Genomic DNA, 21,084 nt, shown 5'->3' with positions numbered 1-21,084 from the left:
ATGTCACTGTTAGAAATCAACAATCTCAACGTGCGTTTCGGCGACAAGACCGCCGTTCCGGTGGTCGACGGCCTCGACATTAGCGTGGACAAGGGCGAAGTCCTGGCCATCGTTGGCGAGTCGGGGTCGGGTAAATCGGTGACCATGATGGCGCTGATGGGCCTGATCGAGCCCCCCGGTATCGTCACCGCCGACGCCCTGAACTTCGACGGCAAGAACATGCTCAAGCTGAGCAACCGCCAGCGGCGGCAGATCGTCGGCAAAGACCTGGCCATGGTCTTCCAGGACCCGATGACCGCGCTGAACCCGAGCTACACCGTCGGTTTCCAGATTGAAGAAGTGCTGCGCCTGCACCTGAAAATGTCCGGCCGCGCGGCGCGCAAGCGTGCCATCGAACTGCTGGAAAAAGTCGAGATTCCCGGGGCCGCCAGCCGCATGGACGCCTACCCGCACCAGCTCTCCGGCGGCATGAGCCAACGCGTGGCGATTGCCATGGCAATTGCTGGCGAACCCAAGCTGCTGATCGCCGACGAACCGACCACCGCCCTCGACGTGACCATTCAGGCGCAGATCATGGACCTGCTGCTGGCCCTGCAGAAAGAGCAGAACATGGGCCTGGTGCTGATCACCCACGACCTCGCCGTGGTCGCCGAAACCGCCCAGCGCGTGTGCGTGATGTACGCCGGCCAAGCGGTGGAAGTCGGCCAGGTGCCGCAGCTGTTCGACATTCCCGCGCACCCGTACAGCGAAGCCCTGCTCAAGGCGATTCCGGAGCACAGCCTGGGCGAATCGCGCCTGGCCACGCTGCCGGGTATCGTTCCCGGCCGTTACGACCGTCCGCAGGGTTGCCTGCTGTCGCCACGCTGCCCCTACGTGCAGGACAACTGCCGCGCCCAGCGCCCGGCCCTCGATCCGAAAAGCAACAGCCTCGCTCGCTGCTTCTATCCTTTGAATCAGGAGGTGGCGTAATGGCCGTCGTTCTCACCGCCCGCGACCTGACCCGTCACTACGAAGTCTCCCGCGGCCTGTTCAAGGGCCACGCCACCGTGCGTGCGCTCAACGGCGTGTCGTTCGAACTGGAAGCCGGCAAGACCCTGGCCGTGGTCGGCGAATCCGGTTGCGGCAAGTCGACCCTGGCCCGCGCCCTGACGCTGATCGAAGAGCCGTCTTCCGGCTCGTTGAAAATCGCCGGCCAGGAAGTCACCGGGGCCAACAAGGCCGAGCGCAAGCAGTTGCGCAAAGACGTGCAGATGGTGTTCCAGAGCCCGTACGCGTCGCTCAACCCGCGGCAGAAAATCGGTGACCAATTGGCCGAGCCGCTGCTGATCAACACCAACCTCTCGGCCAGCGAGCGGCGCGACAAAGTCCAGGCGATGATGAAGCAGGTCGGCCTGCGTCCCGAGCATTACCAGCGTTATCCGCACATGTTTTCCGGCGGCCAGCGCCAGCGGATCGCCCTCGCCCGGGCAATGATGCTGCAACCGAAAGTGCTGGTGGCGGACGAACCGACCTCGGCGCTGGACGTGTCGATCCAGGCCCAGGTGCTGAACCTGTTCATGGACCTGCAGCAGGAATTCAACACCGCCTACGTGTTCATCTCTCACAACCTGGCGGTGGTCCGCCATGTGGCCGACCACGTGATGGTCATGTACCTCGGCCGGCCAGTGGAAATGGGCCCGAAAGAGGACATCTACACCCGCCCCCTGCACCCCTACACCCAGGCCCTGCTGTCGGCCACACCGACCATCCACCCGGACCCGGACAAACCGAAAATCAAGATCGTCGGCGAACTGCCCAACCCGCTGAACCCACCGTCCGGCTGCGCCTTCCACAAGCGCTGCCCGTACGCCACCGAGCGTTGTAGTACCGAAGAGCCGGCCTTGCGTTTGCTCGACAGCCGCCAGGTAGCGTGTCATTACGCCGAGCAATTTCTCGAGGGGGCGGCCTGACAAACTGCTGCACGGGTATCTGTAGCTCTGCCACTCAACGCGTCCTAGCTTGCCGACAGACTGTTCACCGTGAGTCGTTGCGGTCGAGCAGTTGCAGCAGACTGTGCACATCCGTCAGCGCTGGCGCATGGGCGCCGGCATGGCGGCAAGATATGGATGCGCAAGCCGCTGAAAATCGCAGGCGCGCGCGCAGGTCGGAGATCCCCAGCAACTGCGCCGCCAGCCAACCGGCCATGCACGCGTCTCCTGCGCCCACCGTGTCTGCCACGTTCACGGCAATCGCCGGCTGCTCGAATTGGCTGTCCGGGGTGTGGAGAATCATCCCGTGCTCGCCTCGAGTAAACAGGATCTGCGCCTGAGGATTGAGCGCACGCAGCTCATCCATTGCCTGTTGTTCGGACAGTCCTGGATAGATATGCCGAAGGTCTTCGTCGGAGAGCTTGATCATGTCGGCAAGGGCGGTCATCGTCGGGAAGGTCTGCTCGCGATAATGGCTGTCCATCAAATTGCGCCAGTTCGGGTCAAAACTGATCCGCTTGCCCGCTGCCTTGGCCTGCTGAGCTATGTTCACCAGCCTGCCGGCCAGTGGCTGTCGCGCCAGGCTGATGCAACTGAAATGACACAGTTGCGCCTGGTCGATCCATCCTTCAGGCATCAACTGCGGATCAAAAAACAGATCGGCCTCTCCCGCAAAAAAATACTGTGGGGGGCGGCTGGATGGAACGATGGCGACCAAAGGCGTGCGGTCTACCCGTTGGATAAACCGCCTATCCAGCCCTGCCGCTTGCGACTGCGCCACGATCTCGTCACCCAGTGAATCCATGCTCACCGAACCTGCAAAAGCGCAGCTAACACCCAAGCGACTGAGCGCGCGTGCCACGTTCCAGGGCGCACCACCCGGGTAGCCCTGCCACTGTCCAGGAGTGCCCTGGACAAGGTCGGTCAGCGCTTCGCCAAATACGACTGCGCGAGGCAATCCCATGCTCATTTCCTCAATGCTGTGTTGTAGGTAACTGCTGGCCAACTAGCTTGGACCGTTAATCACTGACGCACTATGCCTTGCTGTTGGCCGGACGGGTTCAGATATTAAAACCAGGTTTCCATCTGGATGCCGTACTGCCATACGCCACCTGCATTGAAGTCCGACTTGCCGAAGGAGTCAGCGGTACTGTAGCTGTCCAGATCCGACGACCAGTCCATGACACTGGCGAACACGCGCAACTCGGGCCGTGTGAGCAGGTCGCCAACATCCGGTTTGAACGTCGGGGCAATGGTGAATTTCCAGAAGTCACCGTCGACCGCATTCCGTTGCAGGTAGCCCTTGGGGTCGAGGTCCATGGTTTGCCAGCTCACTTCGTAAGCCATCTCGAAGTTGCGGTTGATTTCATTGGCCAACCGTACGTTCAGGGTCATCCAGCGGTAATCGTCACCCTTGACGTACCGGTCCTTGCTTTGCTCGGCCAACAGGCTGGGGCCGATGCGCCAGCCTTGTGCGATTGGCGTCTCGCCGTAAACCGCCAGTCGCAGAGCGCGGGCGTCATCGATCAGTTCGCCATCCGAGCCGATGTTCTTGACCTCTGCCCCCAGGCCTTGCCCGTAGAGCAGCGCCGTCTTGAAGAAGCCTTGCCGACCGAAAAAGTCTTTCTGGTGATTGGCCAGCATGCTCTGCAAACCGGAATCCGCAGGCGATAGACCTGCTTCATTGCTGCGGATGGAAATGTCGTTTTTCTTTGCACCAATCGCATTGAACATCCACTGCCACTGACCCCTGTCGAAGAACTGGTTGGAGGTCAGGATGTAGCTTTCCACATCGGCATCGACACCGCCCTCACTGAAGTCACCGTAGTTACGCCCGACCAGGGAGTAATTCGAACGCCAGTCCTGGTTCATCTGCACATCGTAGATGCCACCGCCGGTGCCGGCCAGGAAGACCACGTCCGAGTCCAGCCAGTGGATATCGAAGTTATCCCGGTCGAATCGTTTGCCTGCCCACAAGGTGGAGTTCTCGAACACTGAGTTGCCCTTGAAGGCGGCGAGATGATCGAGTTCGGTGAACACCTGACGCACGTTGAGGTTGCTCTCGTCGGCCGTCCAGTCATTGGAACTCTCCACACCGTCGGCGATGGACACGGTGAATTTGGCCCGGGTGCCGTTTTGCGCATAGGTCTCTTTCGACAGGTCTATGCGCATGTACGTGTCGTCTTCGTTGCCAAGTCGTCCGACGGCACCACCGACTGAACCGGCTGGGGTTGTGTAGGGACCGCCGCGACCACCACCGAGCCCATCGTTGACCAGCAATCCGGAACGGGCATAGCCCTTGAAGCTGAAGCCGTCGGTGAGGTGTCCGCTGCTGCCCTGCTTTTCCAGGCTTTGCTGACGGGCTTCGAGTTTTGCCACACGGGTGTCCAGGGCCGGCGCCGAACTGGCTGCAGCCGTCGACGCTGCTGGCTGCAAGGCGGGAGTGGCAAGCTTTAGCTGTTGCAATTCCCTGGCAAGTGCCTGGGTTTGCTGCTCGGCAGCGGCAGCGCGTTTTTCCGCGGCGCTGGCACGGGCTTCAAACGCGGCCATGCGTTGTTCCAATGTCGCGGCCTGGGTGGTTGCCGCCGAGGTGCCAAGCACACCTGCGAGTAGCCAGCTTGATGCTTTCTGCATGTCGATTTCCTGTGTTGTTTTTATTGTCGTTGCTGCCGTGACTGGGCTCTTTTTCGCGAAGGGTGATTTGTCAAAAACCACGAAAAAAAGGATGCCTCATCGCAAATTCGCTGTTACATTTGGCGATGTTAACGTTAACTTTTATAAAAACAAAAATAAAGGGGCCTTTATGAAACTGCTCAAATCGATCTTTCCAGCAGCACTGTTCACCCTCTGTGCCGGGCTTCCATCCCTCTCGAATGCAGCCGATCTGACGATCTCCTGCGGTGCCGTGGGTGCGGAGTTGCAACTGTGCAAGGAGGCTGTCGAGGCGTGGTCAAAACAGACCGGTCACCACGTCGAGGTGGTTTCTACGCCTAATTCGGCAACCGAAAGGTTGTCGTTCTACCAGCAGATCCTCAGTGCGCAGTCCGCCGACATCGACATCATTCAAATCGATATGGTCTGGCCAGGGATGTTGGCCAAACACCTGATGGATCTGCGCGAGGTGCTTGCAGCCAACGCCACCCAAGGCTATTTCCAGGCACAGGTGGATAACGCCACGGTGAACGGACGGCTGGTGACGATGCCGTGGTTCACCGACTCGGGCCTGCTGTATTACCGCAAGGACTTGCTCGAGAAGTACCACCTGCCGGTTCCCCAGACGTGGGAGGAAATGACCGCGACCGCCAGGAGTGTCCAGCAGGCAGAGCGCACGGCCGGGAATCCCAATGCCTGGGGTTACATCTTCCAAGGGCGTGCCTACGAAGGCCTGACCTGCAATGCGCTGGAGTGGATCAGCAGCCATCCGGAAGGCGGGCTGGTCAATTCACGAGGCGATATCGTGGTCAACAGCCAGGCCTCGAGAACGGCGTTGACCCTGGCCAAAAGCTGGGTCGGCGACATCTCCCCACGGGGCGTGCTCAATTACACCGAGGAAGAAGGTCGCGGCGTATTCCAGTCGGGCAATGCGCTGTTCATGCGTAACTGGCCGTATGTCTGGGCCTTGGTACAAAGCCAGGACAGCGCAGTAAAAGACAAGGTTGGCGTCGCTCCCCTGCCCCGCGGCGGCGACGCTGGCAGCCATGCATCGACCCTCGGTGGTTGGGGCCTGGCGGTGTCGCGGTACAGCGCCCAGCCAAAACTTGCCGCCGAGCTGGTGAGCTACCTGAGCAGTGCCCAAGAACAAAAACGTCGTGCGCTGATCGGCGCCTATAACCCGGTTATCGAGTCGCTCTACCAAGACCCTGAATTGCTCGCGGCAATGCCTTACTACAGCCAGCTGCACAGCATTCTCAACGCTGGAGTGATGCGCCCCGCCTCGATCACTGCCGATCGCTATCCACGAGTCTCCAATGCGTTCTTCGATCGAGTGCATGGCGTACTGGCGGACGAGTTGCCTGTCGATCAGGCGCTGGTCGACCTGGAAAGCGAACTCACGCGCATCAAACGCCGGAACTGGTAAGTCAAAGGAAGGAAATCAGCATGTCTGTCTCTGCTACCCACGCCCCCGGTGACGAGCTCCTGCTCACCCGGGAAACGCCCGTACAACGTCGCCGAGTGCGCGCCGCCTGGTTGTTCCTGACACCCATGCTGCTGTGTCTGGCCCTGGTGGCAGCCTGGCCACTGCTGCGCACATTCTGGTTCAGCCTGACCGACGCCAACCTGGCGGACACCGATGGCGGATCCTTCGTTGGCTTGAGCAATTACCTGTTCCACAACGGTTCGTCCTGGTCGGGCATCCTGGTCGATCCTCAATGGTGGAACGCGGTGCGTAACACCTTGCATTTCACCGTGGTGTCGGTGGGCCTGGAAATCGTCCTGGGGCTGCTGGTGGCGTTGCTGCTCAACATCAAGTTCACCGGACGCTCAATGGTGCGTGCGTTGATTCTGATTCCCTGGGCGATTCCGACCATTGTCTCGGCGAAAATCTGGTCATGGATGCTCAACGACCAGTTCGGCATCATCAATCACATGATGCTCAGCCTCGGCCTGATTGATGCGCCCCTGGCCTGGACGGCCGATGCGGATCTGTCGATGTGGGCGGTGATCATCGTCGATGTCTGGAAGACCGTACCTTTTGTCACGCTGCTGATGCTGGCGGCCTTGCAGATGTTGCCGAGCGATTGCTACGAGGCTGCCAGGGTCGATGGCATTCACCCGCTGAAGGTGTTCTGGCGTGTCACGCTGCCGCTGCTGATGCCCGCGCTGCTGGTGGCGGCGATCTTCCGCATCCTCGATTCGCTGCGGGTGTTCGACGTTATCTATGTGCTGACCTCGAACTCATCGAGCACCATGAGCATGTCGGTCTACGCCCGCCAGCATCTGGTGGAGTTCCAGGACGTTGGCTACGGCAGCGCGGCTTCGACGCTGCTGTTCCTGGTGGTTGCGGTCATCGCCCTGCTTTACCTGTACCTCGGACGTCGTCAATTGGAGGTGCGCGCATGAGCCCGCGTCTACTGAAAAAAGCCCTGTTGCGCCTCGGGTTCTGGTGTCTGATCGGGATATTGCTGCTGTATGCGGTCTTCCCTTTCTACTACGCCATCGTGACGTCGCTGAAGCCGTCCAGCGCCTTGTTCGAGGTGAGCTACTGGATCAAGAACCCCGACTTCTCCAATTATTCGGCGGTCCTGCATCAAGCCTCATTCCTGCAGGCCATCGGCAATTCGCTGGTGGTTGCCCTGTGCGTGGTGGCGCTGGCGCTATTCCTCAGCCTGACCGCCGCCTACGCCTTGGGCCGGGTCAAGTTCCGTGGCCGTGGCACGGTGTTGATGCTGGTCCTGGGGGTGTCGATGTTTCCCCAGGTCGCGGTGCTGTCCGGGCTGTTCGAGGTGATCCGCGCGCTGGGCCTGTACAACACGTCCTGGGCGTTGATCCTGAGCTACACGATTTTCACCCTGCCCTTCACTGTCTGGGTGCTGACCACGTTCATGGGACAACTGCCCCATGAACTGGAGGAAGCGGCAATCATGGACGGCGCGTCCCCCTGGGTCACGCTGACCCGAGTGCTGTTGCCGCTGCTCTGGCCCGCACTGGTTACCACTGGCTTATTGGCGTTCATTGCCGCGTGGAACGAGTTCCTGTTTGCCCTGACCTTCACTCTCACCGACACGCAACGCACAGTGCCGGTCGCCATCGCCTTGATTTCCGGCGGCAGCCCCCACGAGTTGCCTTGGGGGTTGTTGATGGCGGCCTCGGTGATAGTCACCGTCCCACTGGTGATTCTGGTGTTGATCTTCCAGCGCCGAATCGTTTCCGGTCTCACTGCCGGCGCGTTAAAGGGTTGATGCCCAACAAAGACAAGGAACAGCATCGTGATCAAACTGAAACTAGACAACGTCAACAAACAACTGGGCGGCGCGCGGATTCTGCGCGACGTCAGCCTCGAAATCGCGGCGGGTGAATTCGTGGTGTTCGTCGGTCCTTCGGGCTGCGGCAAGTCGACCCTGCTGCGACTGATCGCCGGACTGGATTCGATCTGCGGCGGCGATCTGCTGATCGATGGGCAGCGAGCCAACGACCTGGAGCCACGCGAACGTGGGGTCGGCATGGTGTTTCAGTCGTATGCGCTGTACCCGCACATGAGCGTCTACGACAACATCAGTTTTGGTCTCAAATTGGCCAAGACGCAAAAGAGCAGCCTGCGCGAACGCGTGCTGAAAACCGCGCAGATCCTGCAATTGGACAAACTGCTGCAACGCAAGCCAAGGGAACTGTCTGGAGGACAACGCCAGCGTGTGGCCATGGGCAGGGCCATGGCGCGGGAACCGGACATTCTGTTGTTCGATGAGCCGCTCTCCAACCTGGATGCATCCTTGCGCGTACAGATGCGCAACGAAATCGCCCGGCTGCATGATCGGCTGGGCTCGACCATGATCTATGTGACCCACGATCAGGTTGAAGCGATGACCCTGGCCGACAAAATTGTCGTGCTCAATGGGGGGCACGTCGAACAGGTCGGTTCGCCGCGCGAACTCTATGAGCGCCCGGCCAGCCGCTTTGTCGCCGGCTTCCTGGGTTCGCCCACGATGAATTTCCTGCCCGCGCTCCTGCAGGCACCCGGTGAACACAGCCAGGTCGATACCGGTATCTGGGGCGCCACGTCCCTGCCCTTCGACAGCTCGAACCTGGCACCGGGCACGCCGCTGAGCCTGGGGATTCGCCCGGAACACATGTCACTCAAGGCAGCCACGGGCAGCAGCGGCATCGCCGTGACCGGGGTTGAATACCTGGGCAGCGAAACCTATGTGCACCTCAAGACAGCGCAGGACGAACCGCTGGTTTGTCGTTGCGAGGTCAGCGCCGGTTGGCAGGTCGGCGATCGGGTCGAGCTGCGACTGGAGGTCGCCCATCTGCACCTGTTCGACGCCGACGGCAGCGCCTTGAAGCGCTACCCACAGACAATTGAAACCCCATCGGATGGCGTCCCGTTGCGCTCGGCACGAGCAGGCGCCCTATGACTGAGTCCTTGAATCCCATGAACGCTCCCATGCCTGGCGCCCTCGAGCTTGCGCAGCATGCGCTGCGTGACGGCCTGTCTCGCGTCATCCACGATTATCGACCCGGGTATCACATTGCCCCCCCTGTGGGCTGGATGAACGACCCTAACGGAGTGGTGTACTTTCGTGGCGAATATCACGTGTTCTATCAGCACTACCCCTTCGAAGCGAAATGGGGGCCGATGTATTGGGGGCATGCAAAGAGTGCCGACCTGGTCCATTGGCAGCATCTGCCCATTGCATTGGCGCCCGGCGATGAGTTCGACCGTGACGGTTGTTTTTCCGGTAGCGCGGTAGTCTGTGGCGATACCCTGGCGCTGATCTACACCGGGCATACCTGGCTTGGGGAAGTCGGTGACGAGCGTTGCATCCGTCAAGTCCAGTGCCTGGCCACCAGCAGCGACGGCAACCGGTTCGTCAAGCATGGCGTCGTCATCGAGCGCGCGCCGCAAGAAGATATCATGCACTTTCGCGACCCCAAGGTCTGGCAGGAGAATGACTGCTGGTACCTGATTGCCGGCGCCCGCCTGGGCGATGTGCCGTTGCTCCCGCTGTACCGTTCCACGGACCTGCATACCTGGGAGTTCCTCGACTATGTGTCCCGCGGCAGCGAGGGTGATGGCTACATGTGGGAGTGCCCGGACCTGTTCCGCCTGAACGGACGCGATGTGCTGCTGTACTCCCCGCAAGGCATGCATCCCCAGGGCTACGAACGGCTCAATAAGTACCAGACCGGTTATCGAGTGGGCCGACTCGACAGCGAATGGCACTTCACGGGCGGGCCGTTTATCGAGCTGGATCACGGCCATGATTTCTATGCCGCACAAACCCTACTCGCCGCCGACGGTCGACGCCTGGTGTGGGCGTGGCTCGACATGTGGGAAAGCCCGATGCCGAGCCAGGCCCATCACTGGTGCGGCATGCTCGGTTTGCCGCGCGAGCTGGAACTGTGTGCCGATCGCCTGTACATGTATCCGGCGCGGGAACTCACCGCTCTGCGCCAAGCGCCATTGCCGGGTACGCCGTGGTGGGATGAATCGGGAACCCGCTGGGTGCCGGAAGTGAAGGGCGACATGCTGGAAATCCATGTGCATCTGGACCTGCTCGGCTGCACCGGGCAGGTGGGAGTCGCCTTGCGTTGCAGTGAGGACGGCCAGGAGGAAACGCTGCTGTACTACGATGCGGCCCTGCATCGTCTGGTGCTTGACCGCAGCCGCTCGGGTGCGCAAGTCAGCGGGCAGCGCAGCGTGGCGATAGACCCTGCACAAGAGCACCTGGAACTGCATGTGTTCCTCGATCGCTCGTCCATCGAGGTGTTCGACGAAAACGGTCAGTTCACCCTCAGCAGTCGCCTTTATCCGCGGCCAGACAGTCTGGGCGTGAAGCTGCTTGCCAGTGGCAGTGGCGGGCGCGTCTCCATCCCCAACGCTTGGCCTCTTGCCTCGGGCTGGTTATGAGCCGCGTCATTGGAGTCGCGAGAAGCGCGGGCCCTGTGGCATGATCGCGCGTCAACCTGACAGGTTTCGCCTCGCATGACTTCAGTGAAAGACGTTGCACAGCTGGCCGGCGTGTCCCTGATGACGGTTTCTCGAGCGCTCAATAATCCGGAAAAGTTGAGCCCCGAAACCCTGCAGCGGGTGCGCCAGGCGATTGATCAACTGCAATTCGTGCCGAGTTTGTCGGCGCGCAGAATGCGCGGCGACAATCTGCAGTCGCGAACCATTGGTGTGTTCGCGCTGGACACCGCGACCACACCGTTTGCGGTCGAGTTGCTGCTGTCCATCGAACAGACCGCACAGCAAGCCGGCTGGAACGTCTTTATCCTCAACCTGTTGAGCAACCCGCCCACCGACCAGAACATCGACCTGATGTTGTCGCACCGTCCCGACGGCTTGATCTTCAGCGCCATGGGCTTTCGCCAGGTGAGCATTCCGGAGCGTTTGAAGAGCAAACCCCTGGTACTCGCCAATTGCCTGGCAGATGACAGTAACCTGGTGAGCTATGTACCGGACGACGAATCAGGCCAGTATCGAGCCGTACACCATGCGTTGAGCCAGGGCTATCGGCGCCCGCTGTGTATCAATCTGCCCAAGCAAAGCCTGGCCTGGGGCCTGCGACAGAAAGGCCTGCAGCGTGCCTGTGAGGCATTCGGCCTGGCGCCTGACTCACTCCTGCAATACGACCTTTCCGATCATGACGCCTATGGTGAAACCGCAGCCATCCTCGACCGGCACATCCTCGACGGTCGCCCGCAATTCGACATTCTGATCTGTGGCAACGACCGTATTGCCTTTTGTGCCTATCAGTTGTTGTTCGGCCGCGGCCTGAAAATCCCCGACGATGTCGCCGTGCTCGGCTACGACAACATGATCGGTATCGCCGAGCTGTTCATCCCGCCCCTGACCACGGTGCAACTACCCTACTACGAGATCGGTCGCCAGGCTGCCCGGCACCTGATCGAGACCCTTGAGGTATCGGGAACCCAGCCGGTTGATTGTCCATTGGTGGTCAGGTCATCTCTCCAGGAAGCTCAACTTCCCTCCCCTGCCGGAAAAGCATGAGTTGGCGACTGGGATTCTCGGCATGATCAATGGTTATCTGGGTGACCGTGACTCGGGGCTGTCGCGGGAAAACACCCGGCGACTTCAGAGTCGCACTGGGTCGCTTTCAACGCACAGGGCTTCGAGCAGTACCTGCTCCAAGATAGCGAAGAAGCATTTGATGTGGGGCTGCTTCAATGCCTGAGGGCGGGTCACCAGGTAGACGTCCATATCGGGTAGATCGATATCCGCAAATAACTCAATCAAGTCTTTCGCCAGGACTCGAGGCAGCACGGCGACTCCCAATCCCTCCCTCACCGACTCGAGTTGCACGGCGAATGAACTCACGCTGATCTGCGTACGCTCCAAACCCGCCGCCTTTGCTGCACGCATTTGCGGCAACATGTCTTGAGGAGGAAGCAAGGCGATATTGCCTGCTGTGGCCGGGGTCAACTCAGGAAAGCGCTTCAGGTACCCTGCAGCAGCGAAGATGCCATAGGCAAGCTTGCCTATGGGTCGATAAATCAGCGATGGCTCGCCCAGATGTACCGTGCGTACAGCAATGTCGGCCACACCGCGGACAATCTTGTGAAAGTCGGCTGAGACCAGCAACTCCACCGAGCAAAGCGGATGCGCAGTGGTGAAACGACGCGCAGCCTCCAATACCCGAGAAGAGAACCCCTCTCCCGCACTGACCAGAACACTGCCAGATAGCTCGGTCTGAACACCGGACAAATCAGCCACTGCTTGACGCCTCAAGCCTGCCTCCGCAGCGAGTGCAACATCCACCAGAGATAAACCCCGCGAGGTCAACCGACATCCCTCGACACCACGTTCGAGGAGTGGCTCGCCGAGAGCCGCCTCAAGTTGGCTCAGGCGACGAGACAGGGTAGACGCCGCGATACCTAGCAACTGGCCCGCTTGAAGAAAGCTGCCACGCCGCGAGACTGCCAACAACAGCCGCAGATCATCCCAATTTGCTTGCACCGCCATGCGCTCTTCCTTCCTTGGTTTGCAGATATGCAAATCCATTATGCCGTAGTGGTTGTTTTTCAGGAGAGATCTCAACGGTATATCTACTGGCCTTTGAAACAACGGGAATGGACTGTATGACTACTGGCCCCAACGACTATGCGCAACGCGCCGCGGCAGCCTTCAATCGCCGCGATGTAGAGACAATGCTTGCATTGGTGCATGAAGACTTTATCTACCTCGATAGCATGGGGATTCAAGTCGGTCGCCAATCCATGCGCAAACGCGAGACCGCGATTTTCGACGCACTGCCCGATGCGCAAGTGACTCTCAGCCCATTCATGGTCGCGGACGATCGTTTGGCGTTGACGGCCTTGCTGAGCGGTACCTTCACCGCCCCGCTGATGCTGCCTGGCCGGGTGATTGCCCCCCACGGCCGACCTATCACCCTCCACTATGCTGCGCATTTCACCTTCAAGGATGGGCTGGTGATCCGTGAGGAGGCGTTCTTCGACAGTGCTGTGTTGATGTCGTTAGCCCAACAGGGAGAGAGTTAATCCATGCGCAACGCATTTGTTACTGGCGCAACCGGCTTGCTGGGCAACAATCTGGTACGAGAACTGATCGCTCGTGGCTACTCCGTCAAAGCCCTGGTCCGCTCCAGAGCCAAAGGTGAACAGCAGTTCAACAAACTACCGAAGGTGGAACTGGTCATTGGGGACATGGCCGACGTCAGCGCATTCGCACCATCGTTGCAAGGTTGCAATGTGGTGTTTCATACCGCGGCCTTTTTTCGCGACAACTACAAGGGCGGTAGCCACTGGAAAGAACTGGAAAAGGTCAATGTCATTGGTACGCAGGACCTGATTGATCAGGCCTACCGCGCCGGTATACGACAGTTTATCCACACCTCTTCGATTGCCGTGCTCGACGGTGCGCCTGGCACCTCCATCGATGAGACGTGTCTGCGCGCCGACGCCGACGCAGACGACTACTACCGCAGCAAGATACTCGCCGACCAAGGCATCCTATCGTTCCTGGAAGCACATCCTGATATGCATGCCTGCATGGTGCTGCCTGGCTGGATGTGGGGCCCCGCCGACATCGGTCCGACCTCCTCGGGACAGTTGGTACAGGATGTCGTGAACGGCAAATTGCCCGGATTGATCCCCGGTAGCGTCTCAGTGGTCGATGCACGTGATGTCGCTCGGGCGCTGATAGCCGCCGCCGAACATGGGCGGCGCGGCCAGCGCTATCTCGCGGCAGGCCGGCACATGACGATGCGCCAGTTGGTACCTATCCTGGGCCGTATAGCGGGGGTCAAGACACCCTCGCGCGAACTACCGCTCGTGCTTCTATACACCTTGGCGGCTGTGCAGGAGATCTATGCGCGTCTTACCGGCAAGCCCATACTGTTGAGCATGGCCACCTTACGCCTGATGATACGAGAGGAGTACCGCACCCACTTCAATCACAGCAAGAGCGAACAAGAACTTGGCCTCAGTTTCCGGTCGCTAGAGCTGACAATCACTGACACCGTAGCGTGGTACCGCGATCACGGCTGGTTTGAAAAACACAATGCGCGGACCTCGAACAAAAACGCTCGTTCGACATAGTCGAGAAAAAACCTTCAAAGCGCACCAGAACAAGGACGTAGATTCACTGTGAACAGGGAAATAATTCTGATGCGACATGGCCAGCCACAACTGGCAAACGTCGATAAAGTCTCAGCACTCGAGATGAAAGACTGGATCGAACACTACAACCGATCCGAAATCACCCAGCAGCCGGTTCCGGATGCCAGTCAACGACTCGCTGCATCCGCCACGGTCATTGCTTCAAGCAGCGCGCCTCGTGCGCTTAGCTCCGTGCAAGCGCTCGGGCTGAAGCCGGTACTGGTCGACGCCGTTTTCTGCGAAGCCCAACTACCTTTTGGTCATTGGAAACGCCCACGGCTCTCGCCCTTTACCTGGGCATTTATCCTTAGAATCTTATGGCTTTGTGGCTACTCAGGCAGCGTCGAATCGGCTAACACTGCGAGGCTGCGCGCCAGCAACGCAGCTGAGCTACTGCAGTCACTTACTGGCGAAGGATCCGTCCTGCTGCTCGGTCATGGCTTCATGAATCGAATGATCGCCAAACAGTTGGTGAAAGATGGTTGGGTTCGCCATACGCGTAACGGTAGCCAGTATTGGAGCGCAGCGGTGTACCGGCATGTGGGTGTGTAAGTAGCGCTAGTTGATCGAGAGTGATGCTGTCGTTCTCCGCGCCGTCGGCCCCTGAAGCAACTGGGCAAGGGCCGAATCGTCACCCAGGAAGAGGCCGGTGAAACCCAGCCGTTCAAGTACCGCGCCCAGTTGATGTCCGGGGTGCCTAACTTGCAGGAATTTGGCCTGTACAACTGGCGCGGCGGTGGTGGCTCGATGTGGTTTGCACCGGTGAGCCAGGCCCGAGGCAGCGAGTGCGACAAACAGCAGGTGCTGGCTTCGCAGATAAACGACATCGGACACATCTGCGTTCCCAAAGCGCCGGCAAGCGACAACCCTTGAGGCGGACAGTCGTCTTGCTAATCCAGAAAAAGAGGGCCCACTCCCTCTGTTGGCTCCACTTCATTTTTTATTTCTGACCAAGTACTCGAAACGAAACCATCAGAAGAATGCCCTCCAACCAAGCTTCGTCGATATATGGAAGCGGCTATTAGGGTGGAGCAGAGTCTCTATGGACCATTTGAAAAAAAGCGCATCCGTGCTAAACCAATGTATTCAATATTATGTATTTTTGGATTCAATTAATGCGAACGATTCGTGTATTCGATGATTGGGTCCAAGGACTGGCAGCGCAGAACGGCTGCGAGGTGCCAGGCGCCGGCTCATGGGCGCTACGCTTTTTTGCTCGTCATGTGTCAGATGTTCGCCAGCGTGGCCAATGCGCCAGTTTCAGGAATGATAGCGAGCTAATATGCCCTCCAAAAAATCATCTTTAAGAATGGGCGGGCCTGGAGAAATTAGTACAAGCCCATTCCGAAGGTTCCCGGAAGTAGTTGACGCGATAGGGGGTTCCTCGCGAGGCGTTTTCAAAGACGCTGGTATCAGCCTTGAGCAATTTGCATATGAAGACAACCATCTCGGCTACATGGACGTTGCTCGTCTGTTCAACACGGCGTTCGAACACACTCAGTGCCCCCATATTGGCCTGTTGATCGGTGAGCGCTTTTCGCTGGAAAATTTGGGGCCGGTGGGTCAGCTCATGCGTCTTGCGACTACACCAGGCGATGCATTGAACGACCTGGTCGGGCATGCCAATCTCTACGATCGCGGCGCGACCCCACTGCTTCTTCCCTTGGCGGGCCAACACAGTTTGTTGGGATATGTGATTTATCGCCACGACCTGCCCAATCAATCATTACTTGTTGACACTGCCGTCATGGTTGGCCTGCAAATGCTGCGGGCCTTATTAGGCGCTAACTGGACGCCCGTTCGTGTGCAGTTTTCATATCGCAAGCCATCAGACATCACCCCGTACGTCAGAAAATTTCGCTGTAATATTCAGTTCAATGCAAGCATTTCCGGACTGGTAATAAACAATCAGAGACTCCGACAAATTCAATGTACGGCGAATCCACGCTTACACCATCTACTTAAACTGGCTATTTCGACCGCCACGTCACCTTTGACAATTTCAGAACAAATAAAGAGCCAGACATACGCTCTATTATTGAAAGGCCAGGCAAATTCCAAGCACATCGCCGGTCAATTCTCATTGAATGAAAGAACGCTGCGACGCCGGCTGGATGCGGAAGGTTCTCACCTTAAAGAACTGATCACCGACTCCAGAAGCAACTTCGCGCGGCAGCTCTTGAAAGATACGGATTTGCCGATATCCACAATCTCTCAGACCCTTCAGTACCAGGATCCAAACGCCTTCTCCCGTGCATTCAAAACATGGACAAATACGTCACCACAGCATTGGAGAAATGGGCTGGCGTAGCCTCCGTTGAGGGTGATTCAACAATTTCCATACACCCGTGATACCGCGCGTCGGTGTCCGAAAATGCAAGATACCTTTCTGATGATTGCCGTAAAGTGAACGCGACAACAGGCTGGCTGCAAAGCTGATCTTCGGTTTTTTGAGCTGTTCATGAGGCTGGCGATTAGTTGCACCTGCGGTTGGAGTTCCGTACAGACACTCAAGAAAGCCGCACGAATAAAAGTCGGCACCTCGACCTTGGGGCGATCTAAGCCATATCGATTGAGTGATCTGATAGAGAGGGATTTCATGCCATTAAATAAAAGTGTGTTGTCGATTACTGTTCTTGGTGCGCTGACACTCTTTACCAGTGGTCGCAGTGTTGCCGGTGGCCTGATGTTGTACGAAATCGCCACCGACAACGTCGGACTGGCCAATGCCGGTGCAGCGGCCCGGGCACAGGGTCCTTCGACCATAGCCAGCAACCCCGCCGGCTTGAGCTACCTCAGCGGAACACAGATCTCCGCTGGCGCTCAGGTTCTTTTTGGTGACTTATCGTTCGATCGGGACAGCGAAACCAATGCGCCGGGCACTGGCAGCGGTAACGCGCTTGATCCCATACCGGGCGGCAGTTTCTTCATCAGCCATCAACTGGATGACCGGTGGTCCGTCGGTTTCGGCTCCTATGGCGATTTCGGTCTCGCTGAAAACTACGACAACGACTGGTCGGGCCGTTATTTCGTGCAGAACGCGAGCATAGCGGGACTGTCACTGGTACCCAGTGTCGCCTATCGCTTCAACGATCAGTGGTCCGTCGGCGTCGGTTTGAAAGCCATGTACGGGACGTTGAAAAGCGAAGCCGCCATCGATCAGGCGCCGCTCGGACTGACACAACGGGGTGACGGCCAATACAAATACCGGGACAGCACCTGGGGTTACGGCGCCAACGCAGGCGTGATTTATGCCCCAAAGCCCGGTACCCGGATTGGCTTGGCTTACACCAGTCAGGTTGACCTCGACTTCGAGGATCGTCTGAATGTGAAGAGCAGTGCTCCGTTGGTGAGTCGCCTCAACAGCCTCAACACCAAAATCGACCTGAAAGTACCGCAAACGGCGACCCTCAGCCTGTACCAGCAACTGGATACGCAATGGGCTGTCCTGGCCTCGGTCAATTGGCAGGACTGGTCGAAATTCGGTGACATCGGCATTGACGTAGACACGTCCAGAACCGGTTCCCGGGCCGCTTCAATCGATGCGCATTACAAAGACACCTATCAATTGGCGCTTGGCGCTCAATACCAGATGAACCAGGACTGGGTCTGGGATTTCGGTGTCGCCTATGACACGTCCGCCGTGTCCGACGGTAATCGTACGCTCACCGTGCCCATGGGCGCCGCCTGGCGCTTCGCCACGGGCTTTACTTATTCACTGAATAAAGAGACAGACGTGAATTTCAGTTGGGTCACGGTGTGGATGGGGGACATGTCCGTCGATCAGCAAAAAACGCTGTCAGGCAATCGTGTCTCAGGCGAGTTCGACAACGCCTGGATTCAAGCCCTGACTGCCAATATGACTTGGCGCTACTGAGAAAGATCCAAGAGCGACTCCGGTGTCATGCCTAGTATCTAACCGCGGGCATGAACGCTCACGACGCCAGCTTGTACAAAACTAACGAGGTGAAAATGAACAGGAAGTCTCACAGTGGCTGGACATTGGCTGCGGCGGTCGTCGTAGGTTCAACGCTTTTCACCGGGTGCACGAGCAAGCTCGATCCGATCACACAGGCCGACAAGGCCGATGTGACCAAGGGCGTTCCCGCGCCGAGCCTGGAGCAAACCAAGGCGATCGCCGAGGAAGGCTTTATCTACGGCTTGCCGCTGGTCATGAACTACGCCGTAATGAACGAATTCGCGGTGGACTCCAAGTCCAGCCAGTTCAAGGCCCCCTTCAACCAACTGCACCACGATCATAAAGTCGCGACCCCCGCTGACACAGCCATCATTACCCCCAACAGCGACACGCCGTACTCCTTTCTCTGGACCGACCTGCGCGCCGAGCCGTTGGTGATCACCGTGCCTGCCGTTGCCAAAAAACGCTACTACTCGGTGCAACTGATCGACGGCAATACCTATAACTACGGCTACATCGGCAGTCGGGCCACGGCCAGCGTACCCGGGAGCTATTTGATTGCAGGCCCCGACTGGAAGGGAGCGACACCTCCAGGCATCGACAAGGTGTTCAGCTCCACGACCCCTTTCGCACTGACGCTGATCCGCACCCAGCTGTTCAATCCGGCCGATATGCCGAATGTCGAGAAGGTGCAGGCGGGTTACCAGGTACAGCCGCTGTCCGCTTTCCTCCATCAACCCGCGCCGCCCGCTGCGCCGAAGATCGCTTTCGTGCCAGCCACCACGGAGGGCATCAAGGCCAACTTCTTCGAGTACCTGTCGGCGGCGCTGCAGTATGTGCCGCCATCGGCTGAGGACAAGGCGATCCGTGCGAAGCTGGCCAGCATCGGGGTAGGCCCCGGTCGCAGCTTCGAATTCAAGGACCTCTCGCTCGAGCACAAGGCCGTGGTCCTGCTCGGAATGAAAGCCGGCGACGAAAAGGTCGACAAGTTCCTCTCCAGCGGCATGAAAAATATCAACGGCTGGAGCGTCGGTGCGTTCTTCGGCGACCAGGCGTTCTACAAAGGCGACTGGCTGATGCGGGCTGGCGCCGCGAAGGCTGGTCTGTACGGCAATGACGCCGCCGAGGCGATGTATCCCATTACGCGTACCGATGGCAACGGCCAGACGTTGGATACCGGCAAGCACAACTACACGCTGACCTTCCCCGCCGGCAAACTGCCGCCCGTCAATGCCTTCTGGTCGGTGACCATGTACGACGGCAAGAGCCAACTGCTGATCAAGAATCCGATCAACCGCTACCTGATCAATTCGCCGATGCTGTCGGCCATGAAAAAGAACGCGGACGGTTCACTGACGCTGTATATCCAGAAAGATTCGCCGGGCAAGACCAAGGAGTCCAACTGGTTGCCCGCGCCTGACGACACGGCCTATCTAGTGATGCGCCTCTATTGGCCGAAGGCCACGCCGCCTTCAATTCTTCCCGCAGGCAGCGGCAGCTGGCAGCCGCCGGCAGTGGTGGCATCGAAGTAACGCGACGCTTGCGACTGCTTGCGGTTGGCAAGCAGTCGTTCGATTGCTCAGGCTGAGATCCAGTGTGGCCTATTCCGAAGGGGCTAAGGCCACAGGGTCTGACCTTGAATAAAAGACATTCAGGAACATATCCCTCAAGGAGTACCGATATATGAATTTTTCGCACAAATGGATTGCGAGTGCTGCACTGAGCAGCTTGTTATTGACCGGCTGCGTATCGAAAGTCACTGAAGCCGAGCAATACTCGGGCTACCTGTCCAACTACAACAACTTGCAGGAAGTCAAAACGGCAAGCGGCGGTACAACAATGCGTTGGGTCAGTCCGTCGTGGAACTCGAATGCCTATGACACGGTAGTGTTCAACAAGCTGGAGCTCTATCCCGCGCCCAAGCCCGATGAGCGGGTCAACCAGCAAACGCTGACCGAGATCCAGAACTACATGACCAGTAAGGTCAAAGGCACCCTGGGTCAGAAATACCGTGTGGTTTCCAATACCAGCGCCGCGCCGGTGGGTTCCAACACCCTGCTGATGCGTGCGGCGATCACCGGGGTGAATGCTGAAAACGAAGGGATGAAATGGTACGAAGTGGTGCCGATCGCCGCCGTGGTCGGAGCAACACAGGCCGCCACCGGCCACCGTGATCAGGACAGCACTTTGTTCATCGAGGCCGAGATTATCGATGTGAGAACCAACCAGACGGTCGCCAAGGTAGTACGCAAGGTATTTGGTACAACGCTGGAAAACGAAAGTCAGAAGATCACCGCCCAGGACTTCAAAGCGGCGATCGATAAGTTGAATGTCGATCTCTGGGCGTTCATTCGCAGTTAAACCTTGATTGAACTGCCAACAAACGTTGGCTCAATACACTACCAATAACGAGGCGCACCGCAATGAAAGTAGTCCTGTCCTGGCTGTCAGTCATGTTGATGGCGGTGCTGATAAGTGCCTGTTCCGCCGTCGGCTCAACCGATGGCGGCGCTGGTGAAATCGAGATTCGCTCAGGGAAGATCGAGCAGATATCGCTGACGCAGATGCAGACCAACCACGACAGTGGTGTCGGCGCCGTACTCGGTGGCCTTGGCGGTCTGGCGCTTGGCAGCTTGATCGGGGGTGGCACCGGGCGTGACGTTGCCATGGTTGCCGGCGCGCTCGCCGGTGCTGCTGGCGGTAACTACGCCGAGAAGAAAAAGTATGACCAACCGGTCGAAGCGCAACAGATCATCGTGCGGGTCAGCAGTGGCGTGCTCGTATCGGTGACCCAACCGATCAATCCGTCCCTGGCCAAGGGCTCGAAGGTGTATATCCAAGGCTCAGGCAATGATGCCCGCGTTGTGCCGCAAGGCAGTTAAGGCTGACTGTAAACGG

At 58.6% G+C, this 21,084-nt stretch carries 19 protein-coding genes and 1 pseudogene; 17 read left to right on the top strand and 3 right to left on the bottom strand.

Annotation, left to right across the window (positions count from 1 at the left end):
* Entirely contained in the window at positions 1–969 is a 969-nt protein-coding gene (locus PspS04_RS10620; RefSeq protein ID WP_159995086.1) for an ABC transporter ATP-binding protein, read from the top strand.
* A complete protein-coding gene (locus PspS04_RS10615; protein WP_159995084.1) occupies positions 969–1,949 on the top strand; it encodes a peptide ABC transporter ATP-binding protein in 981 nt (326 codons plus the stop codon). The genes PspS04_RS10620 and PspS04_RS10615 overlap by 1 nt, the downstream gene beginning before the upstream one ends.
* 64 nt (positions 1,950–2,013) lie before the next feature.
* On the opposite strand, the gene PspS04_RS10610 is transcribed toward PspS04_RS10615, so the two are convergent.
* Positions 2,014–2,931, bottom strand: a complete 918-nt coding sequence (locus PspS04_RS10610; protein WP_159995082.1) for a carbohydrate kinase family protein — start codon at positions 2,929–2,931, stop codon at positions 2,014–2,016.
* A gap of 104 nt (positions 2,932–3,035) precedes the next feature.
* Positions 3,036–4,601, bottom strand: coding sequence for a carbohydrate porin (locus PspS04_RS10605; protein WP_159995080.1), 1,566 nt, complete (start codon positions 4,599–4,601; stop codon positions 3,036–3,038).
* A 169-nt stretch (positions 4,602–4,770) separates the two neighbouring features.
* Here PspS04_RS10605 and PspS04_RS10600 point away from each other — a divergent pair, with 169 nt between their 5' ends.
* From PspS04_RS10600 to PspS04_RS10575, 6 genes are all read left to right on the top strand, one after another.
* Positions 4,771–6,045 carry an ABC transporter substrate-binding protein gene (locus tag PspS04_RS10600; RefSeq protein ID WP_095169171.1) on the top strand — a complete coding sequence of 425 codons (1,275 nt, stop codon included), beginning with the start codon at positions 4,771–4,773 and terminating at the stop codon, positions 6,043–6,045.
* Positions 6,046–6,065: 20 nt separating this feature from the next.
* On the top strand, positions 6,066–7,028 hold the full coding sequence (locus PspS04_RS10595) for a carbohydrate ABC transporter permease (RefSeq protein ID WP_095169172.1): 963 nt from the start codon (positions 6,066–6,068) through the stop codon (positions 7,026–7,028).
* A complete protein-coding gene (locus PspS04_RS10590) occupies positions 7,025–7,867 on the top strand; it encodes a carbohydrate ABC transporter permease (RefSeq protein ID WP_095169173.1) in 843 nt (280 codons plus the stop codon). Before PspS04_RS10595 ends, PspS04_RS10590 begins: the two co-directional genes overlap by 4 nt.
* Before the next feature lie 27 nt (positions 7,868–7,894).
* Entirely contained in the window at positions 7,895–9,040 is a 1,146-nt protein-coding gene (locus PspS04_RS10585) for an ABC transporter ATP-binding protein (protein ID WP_159995078.1), read from the top strand.
* On the top strand, positions 9,037–10,536 hold the full coding sequence (locus PspS04_RS10580) for a glycoside hydrolase family 32 protein (protein ID WP_159995076.1): 1,500 nt from the start codon (positions 9,037–9,039) through the stop codon (positions 10,534–10,536). The genes PspS04_RS10585 and PspS04_RS10580 overlap by 4 nt, the downstream gene beginning before the upstream one ends.
* Before the next feature lie 75 nt (positions 10,537–10,611).
* The gene (locus PspS04_RS10575) at positions 10,612–11,640 is read left to right on the top strand and encodes a LacI family DNA-binding transcriptional regulator (RefSeq protein ID WP_159995074.1); all 1,029 of its coding nucleotides are present in this window, start codon (positions 10,612–10,614) and stop codon (positions 11,638–11,640) included.
* Between the two features lie 84 nt (positions 11,641–11,724).
* Here PspS04_RS10575 and PspS04_RS10565 read toward each other — a convergent pair whose 3' ends face one another.
* Positions 11,725–12,612, bottom strand: a complete 888-nt coding sequence (locus PspS04_RS10565) for a LysR family transcriptional regulator (protein WP_095169178.1) — start codon at positions 12,610–12,612, stop codon at positions 11,725–11,727.
* A 116-nt stretch (positions 12,613–12,728) separates the two neighbouring features.
* Here PspS04_RS10565 and PspS04_RS10560 point away from each other — a divergent pair, with 116 nt between their 5' ends.
* From PspS04_RS10560 to PspS04_RS10520, 9 genes and pseudogenes are all read left to right on the top strand, one after another.
* Positions 12,729–13,148, top strand: coding sequence for an ester cyclase (locus PspS04_RS10560; RefSeq protein WP_159995070.1), 420 nt, complete (start codon positions 12,729–12,731; stop codon positions 13,146–13,148).
* A 3-nt stretch (positions 13,149–13,151) separates the two neighbouring features.
* Complete coding sequence (locus PspS04_RS10555; RefSeq protein ID WP_159995068.1) at positions 13,152–14,207, top strand: SDR family oxidoreductase; 1,056 nt, start codon at positions 13,152–13,154, stop codon at positions 14,205–14,207.
* Between the two features lie 69 nt (positions 14,208–14,276).
* Complete coding sequence (locus PspS04_RS10550) at positions 14,277–14,819, top strand: histidine phosphatase family protein (protein WP_159998784.1); 543 nt, start codon at positions 14,277–14,279, stop codon at positions 14,817–14,819.
* A gap of 51 nt (positions 14,820–14,870) precedes the next feature.
* Positions 14,871–15,086, top strand: a pseudogene (locus PspS04_RS27750) (4-cresol dehydrogenase); the annotation flags it as partial.
* A 463-nt stretch (positions 15,087–15,549) separates the two neighbouring features.
* Positions 15,550–16,578: an AraC family transcriptional regulator gene (locus PspS04_RS10540; protein ID WP_159995066.1), complete on the top strand. Its 1,029-nt coding sequence runs from the start codon at positions 15,550–15,552 to the stop codon at positions 16,576–16,578.
* A gap of 288 nt (positions 16,579–16,866) precedes the next feature.
* A complete protein-coding gene (locus PspS04_RS10535) occupies positions 16,867–18,144 on the top strand; it encodes an OmpP1/FadL family transporter (RefSeq protein ID WP_159995064.1) in 1,278 nt (425 codons plus the stop codon).
* A 95-nt stretch (positions 18,145–18,239) separates the two neighbouring features.
* Positions 18,240–19,718, top strand: coding sequence for a DUF1254 domain-containing protein (locus tag PspS04_RS10530; protein WP_159998782.1), 1,479 nt, complete (start codon positions 18,240–18,242; stop codon positions 19,716–19,718).
* Between the two features lie 151 nt (positions 19,719–19,869).
* A complete protein-coding gene (locus tag PspS04_RS10525) occupies positions 19,870–20,547 on the top strand; it encodes a DUF3313 domain-containing protein (protein WP_159995062.1) in 678 nt (225 codons plus the stop codon).
* A gap of 62 nt (positions 20,548–20,609) precedes the next feature.
* On the top strand, positions 20,610–21,068 hold the full coding sequence (locus PspS04_RS10520) for a glycine zipper 2TM domain-containing protein (RefSeq protein WP_159995060.1): 459 nt from the start codon (positions 20,610–20,612) through the stop codon (positions 21,066–21,068).
* Positions 21,069–21,084: the final 16 nt, after the last annotated feature.

It is taken from the genome of Pseudomonas sp. S04, from assembly GCF_009834545.1.
Classification (GTDB): Bacteria; Pseudomonadota; Gammaproteobacteria; order Pseudomonadales; family Pseudomonadaceae; genus Aquipseudomonas.
Note: the sequence above shows the minus strand (reverse complement) of the source record. Positions and strands in the feature narration are given on the sequence as shown.

What these genes read in the sequence shown, in the direction of transcription:
- PspS04_RS10620 (WP_159995086.1), top strand. Translation starts at nt 1, where the DNA reads ATGTCACTGTTAGAAATCAACAATCTCAACGTGCGTTTCGGCGACAAG.
- PspS04_RS10615 (WP_159995084.1), top strand. Translation starts at nt 969, where the DNA reads ATGGCCGTCGTTCTCACCGCCCGCGACCTGACCCGTCACTACGAAGTC.
- PspS04_RS10610 (WP_159995082.1), bottom strand. Translation starts at nt 2,931, where the DNA reads ATGGGATTGCCTCGCGCAGTCGTATTTGGCGAAGCGCTGACCGACCTT.
- PspS04_RS10605 (WP_159995080.1), bottom strand. Translation starts at nt 4,601, where the DNA reads ATGCAGAAAGCATCAAGCTGGCTACTCGCAGGTGTGCTTGGCACCTCG.
- PspS04_RS10600 (WP_095169171.1), top strand. Translation starts at nt 4,771, where the DNA reads ATGAAACTGCTCAAATCGATCTTTCCAGCAGCACTGTTCACCCTCTGT.
- PspS04_RS10595 (WP_095169172.1), top strand. Translation starts at nt 6,066, where the DNA reads ATGTCTGTCTCTGCTACCCACGCCCCCGGTGACGAGCTCCTGCTCACC.
- PspS04_RS10590 (WP_095169173.1), top strand. Translation starts at nt 7,025, where the DNA reads ATGAGCCCGCGTCTACTGAAAAAAGCCCTGTTGCGCCTCGGGTTCTGG.
- PspS04_RS10580 (WP_159995076.1), top strand. Translation starts at nt 9,037, where the DNA reads ATGACTGAGTCCTTGAATCCCATGAACGCTCCCATGCCTGGCGCCCTC.
- PspS04_RS10575 (WP_159995074.1), top strand. Translation starts at nt 10,612, where the DNA reads ATGACTTCAGTGAAAGACGTTGCACAGCTGGCCGGCGTGTCCCTGATG.
- PspS04_RS10565 (WP_095169178.1), bottom strand. Translation starts at nt 12,612, where the DNA reads ATGGCGGTGCAAGCAAATTGGGATGATCTGCGGCTGTTGTTGGCAGTC.
- PspS04_RS10560 (WP_159995070.1), top strand. Translation starts at nt 12,729, where the DNA reads ATGACTACTGGCCCCAACGACTATGCGCAACGCGCCGCGGCAGCCTTC.
- PspS04_RS10555 (WP_159995068.1), top strand. Translation starts at nt 13,152, where the DNA reads ATGCGCAACGCATTTGTTACTGGCGCAACCGGCTTGCTGGGCAACAAT.
- PspS04_RS10550 (WP_159998784.1), top strand. Translation starts at nt 14,277, where the DNA reads ATGCGACATGGCCAGCCACAACTGGCAAACGTCGATAAAGTCTCAGCA.
- PspS04_RS10540 (WP_159995066.1), top strand. Translation starts at nt 15,550, where the DNA reads ATGCCCTCCAAAAAATCATCTTTAAGAATGGGCGGGCCTGGAGAAATT.
- PspS04_RS10535 (WP_159995064.1), top strand. Translation starts at nt 16,867, where the DNA reads ATGCCATTAAATAAAAGTGTGTTGTCGATTACTGTTCTTGGTGCGCTG.
- PspS04_RS10530 (WP_159998782.1), top strand. Translation starts at nt 18,240, where the DNA reads ATGAACAGGAAGTCTCACAGTGGCTGGACATTGGCTGCGGCGGTCGTC.
- PspS04_RS10525 (WP_159995062.1), top strand. Translation starts at nt 19,870, where the DNA reads ATGAATTTTTCGCACAAATGGATTGCGAGTGCTGCACTGAGCAGCTTG.
- PspS04_RS10520 (WP_159995060.1), top strand. Translation starts at nt 20,610, where the DNA reads ATGAAAGTAGTCCTGTCCTGGCTGTCAGTCATGTTGATGGCGGTGCTG.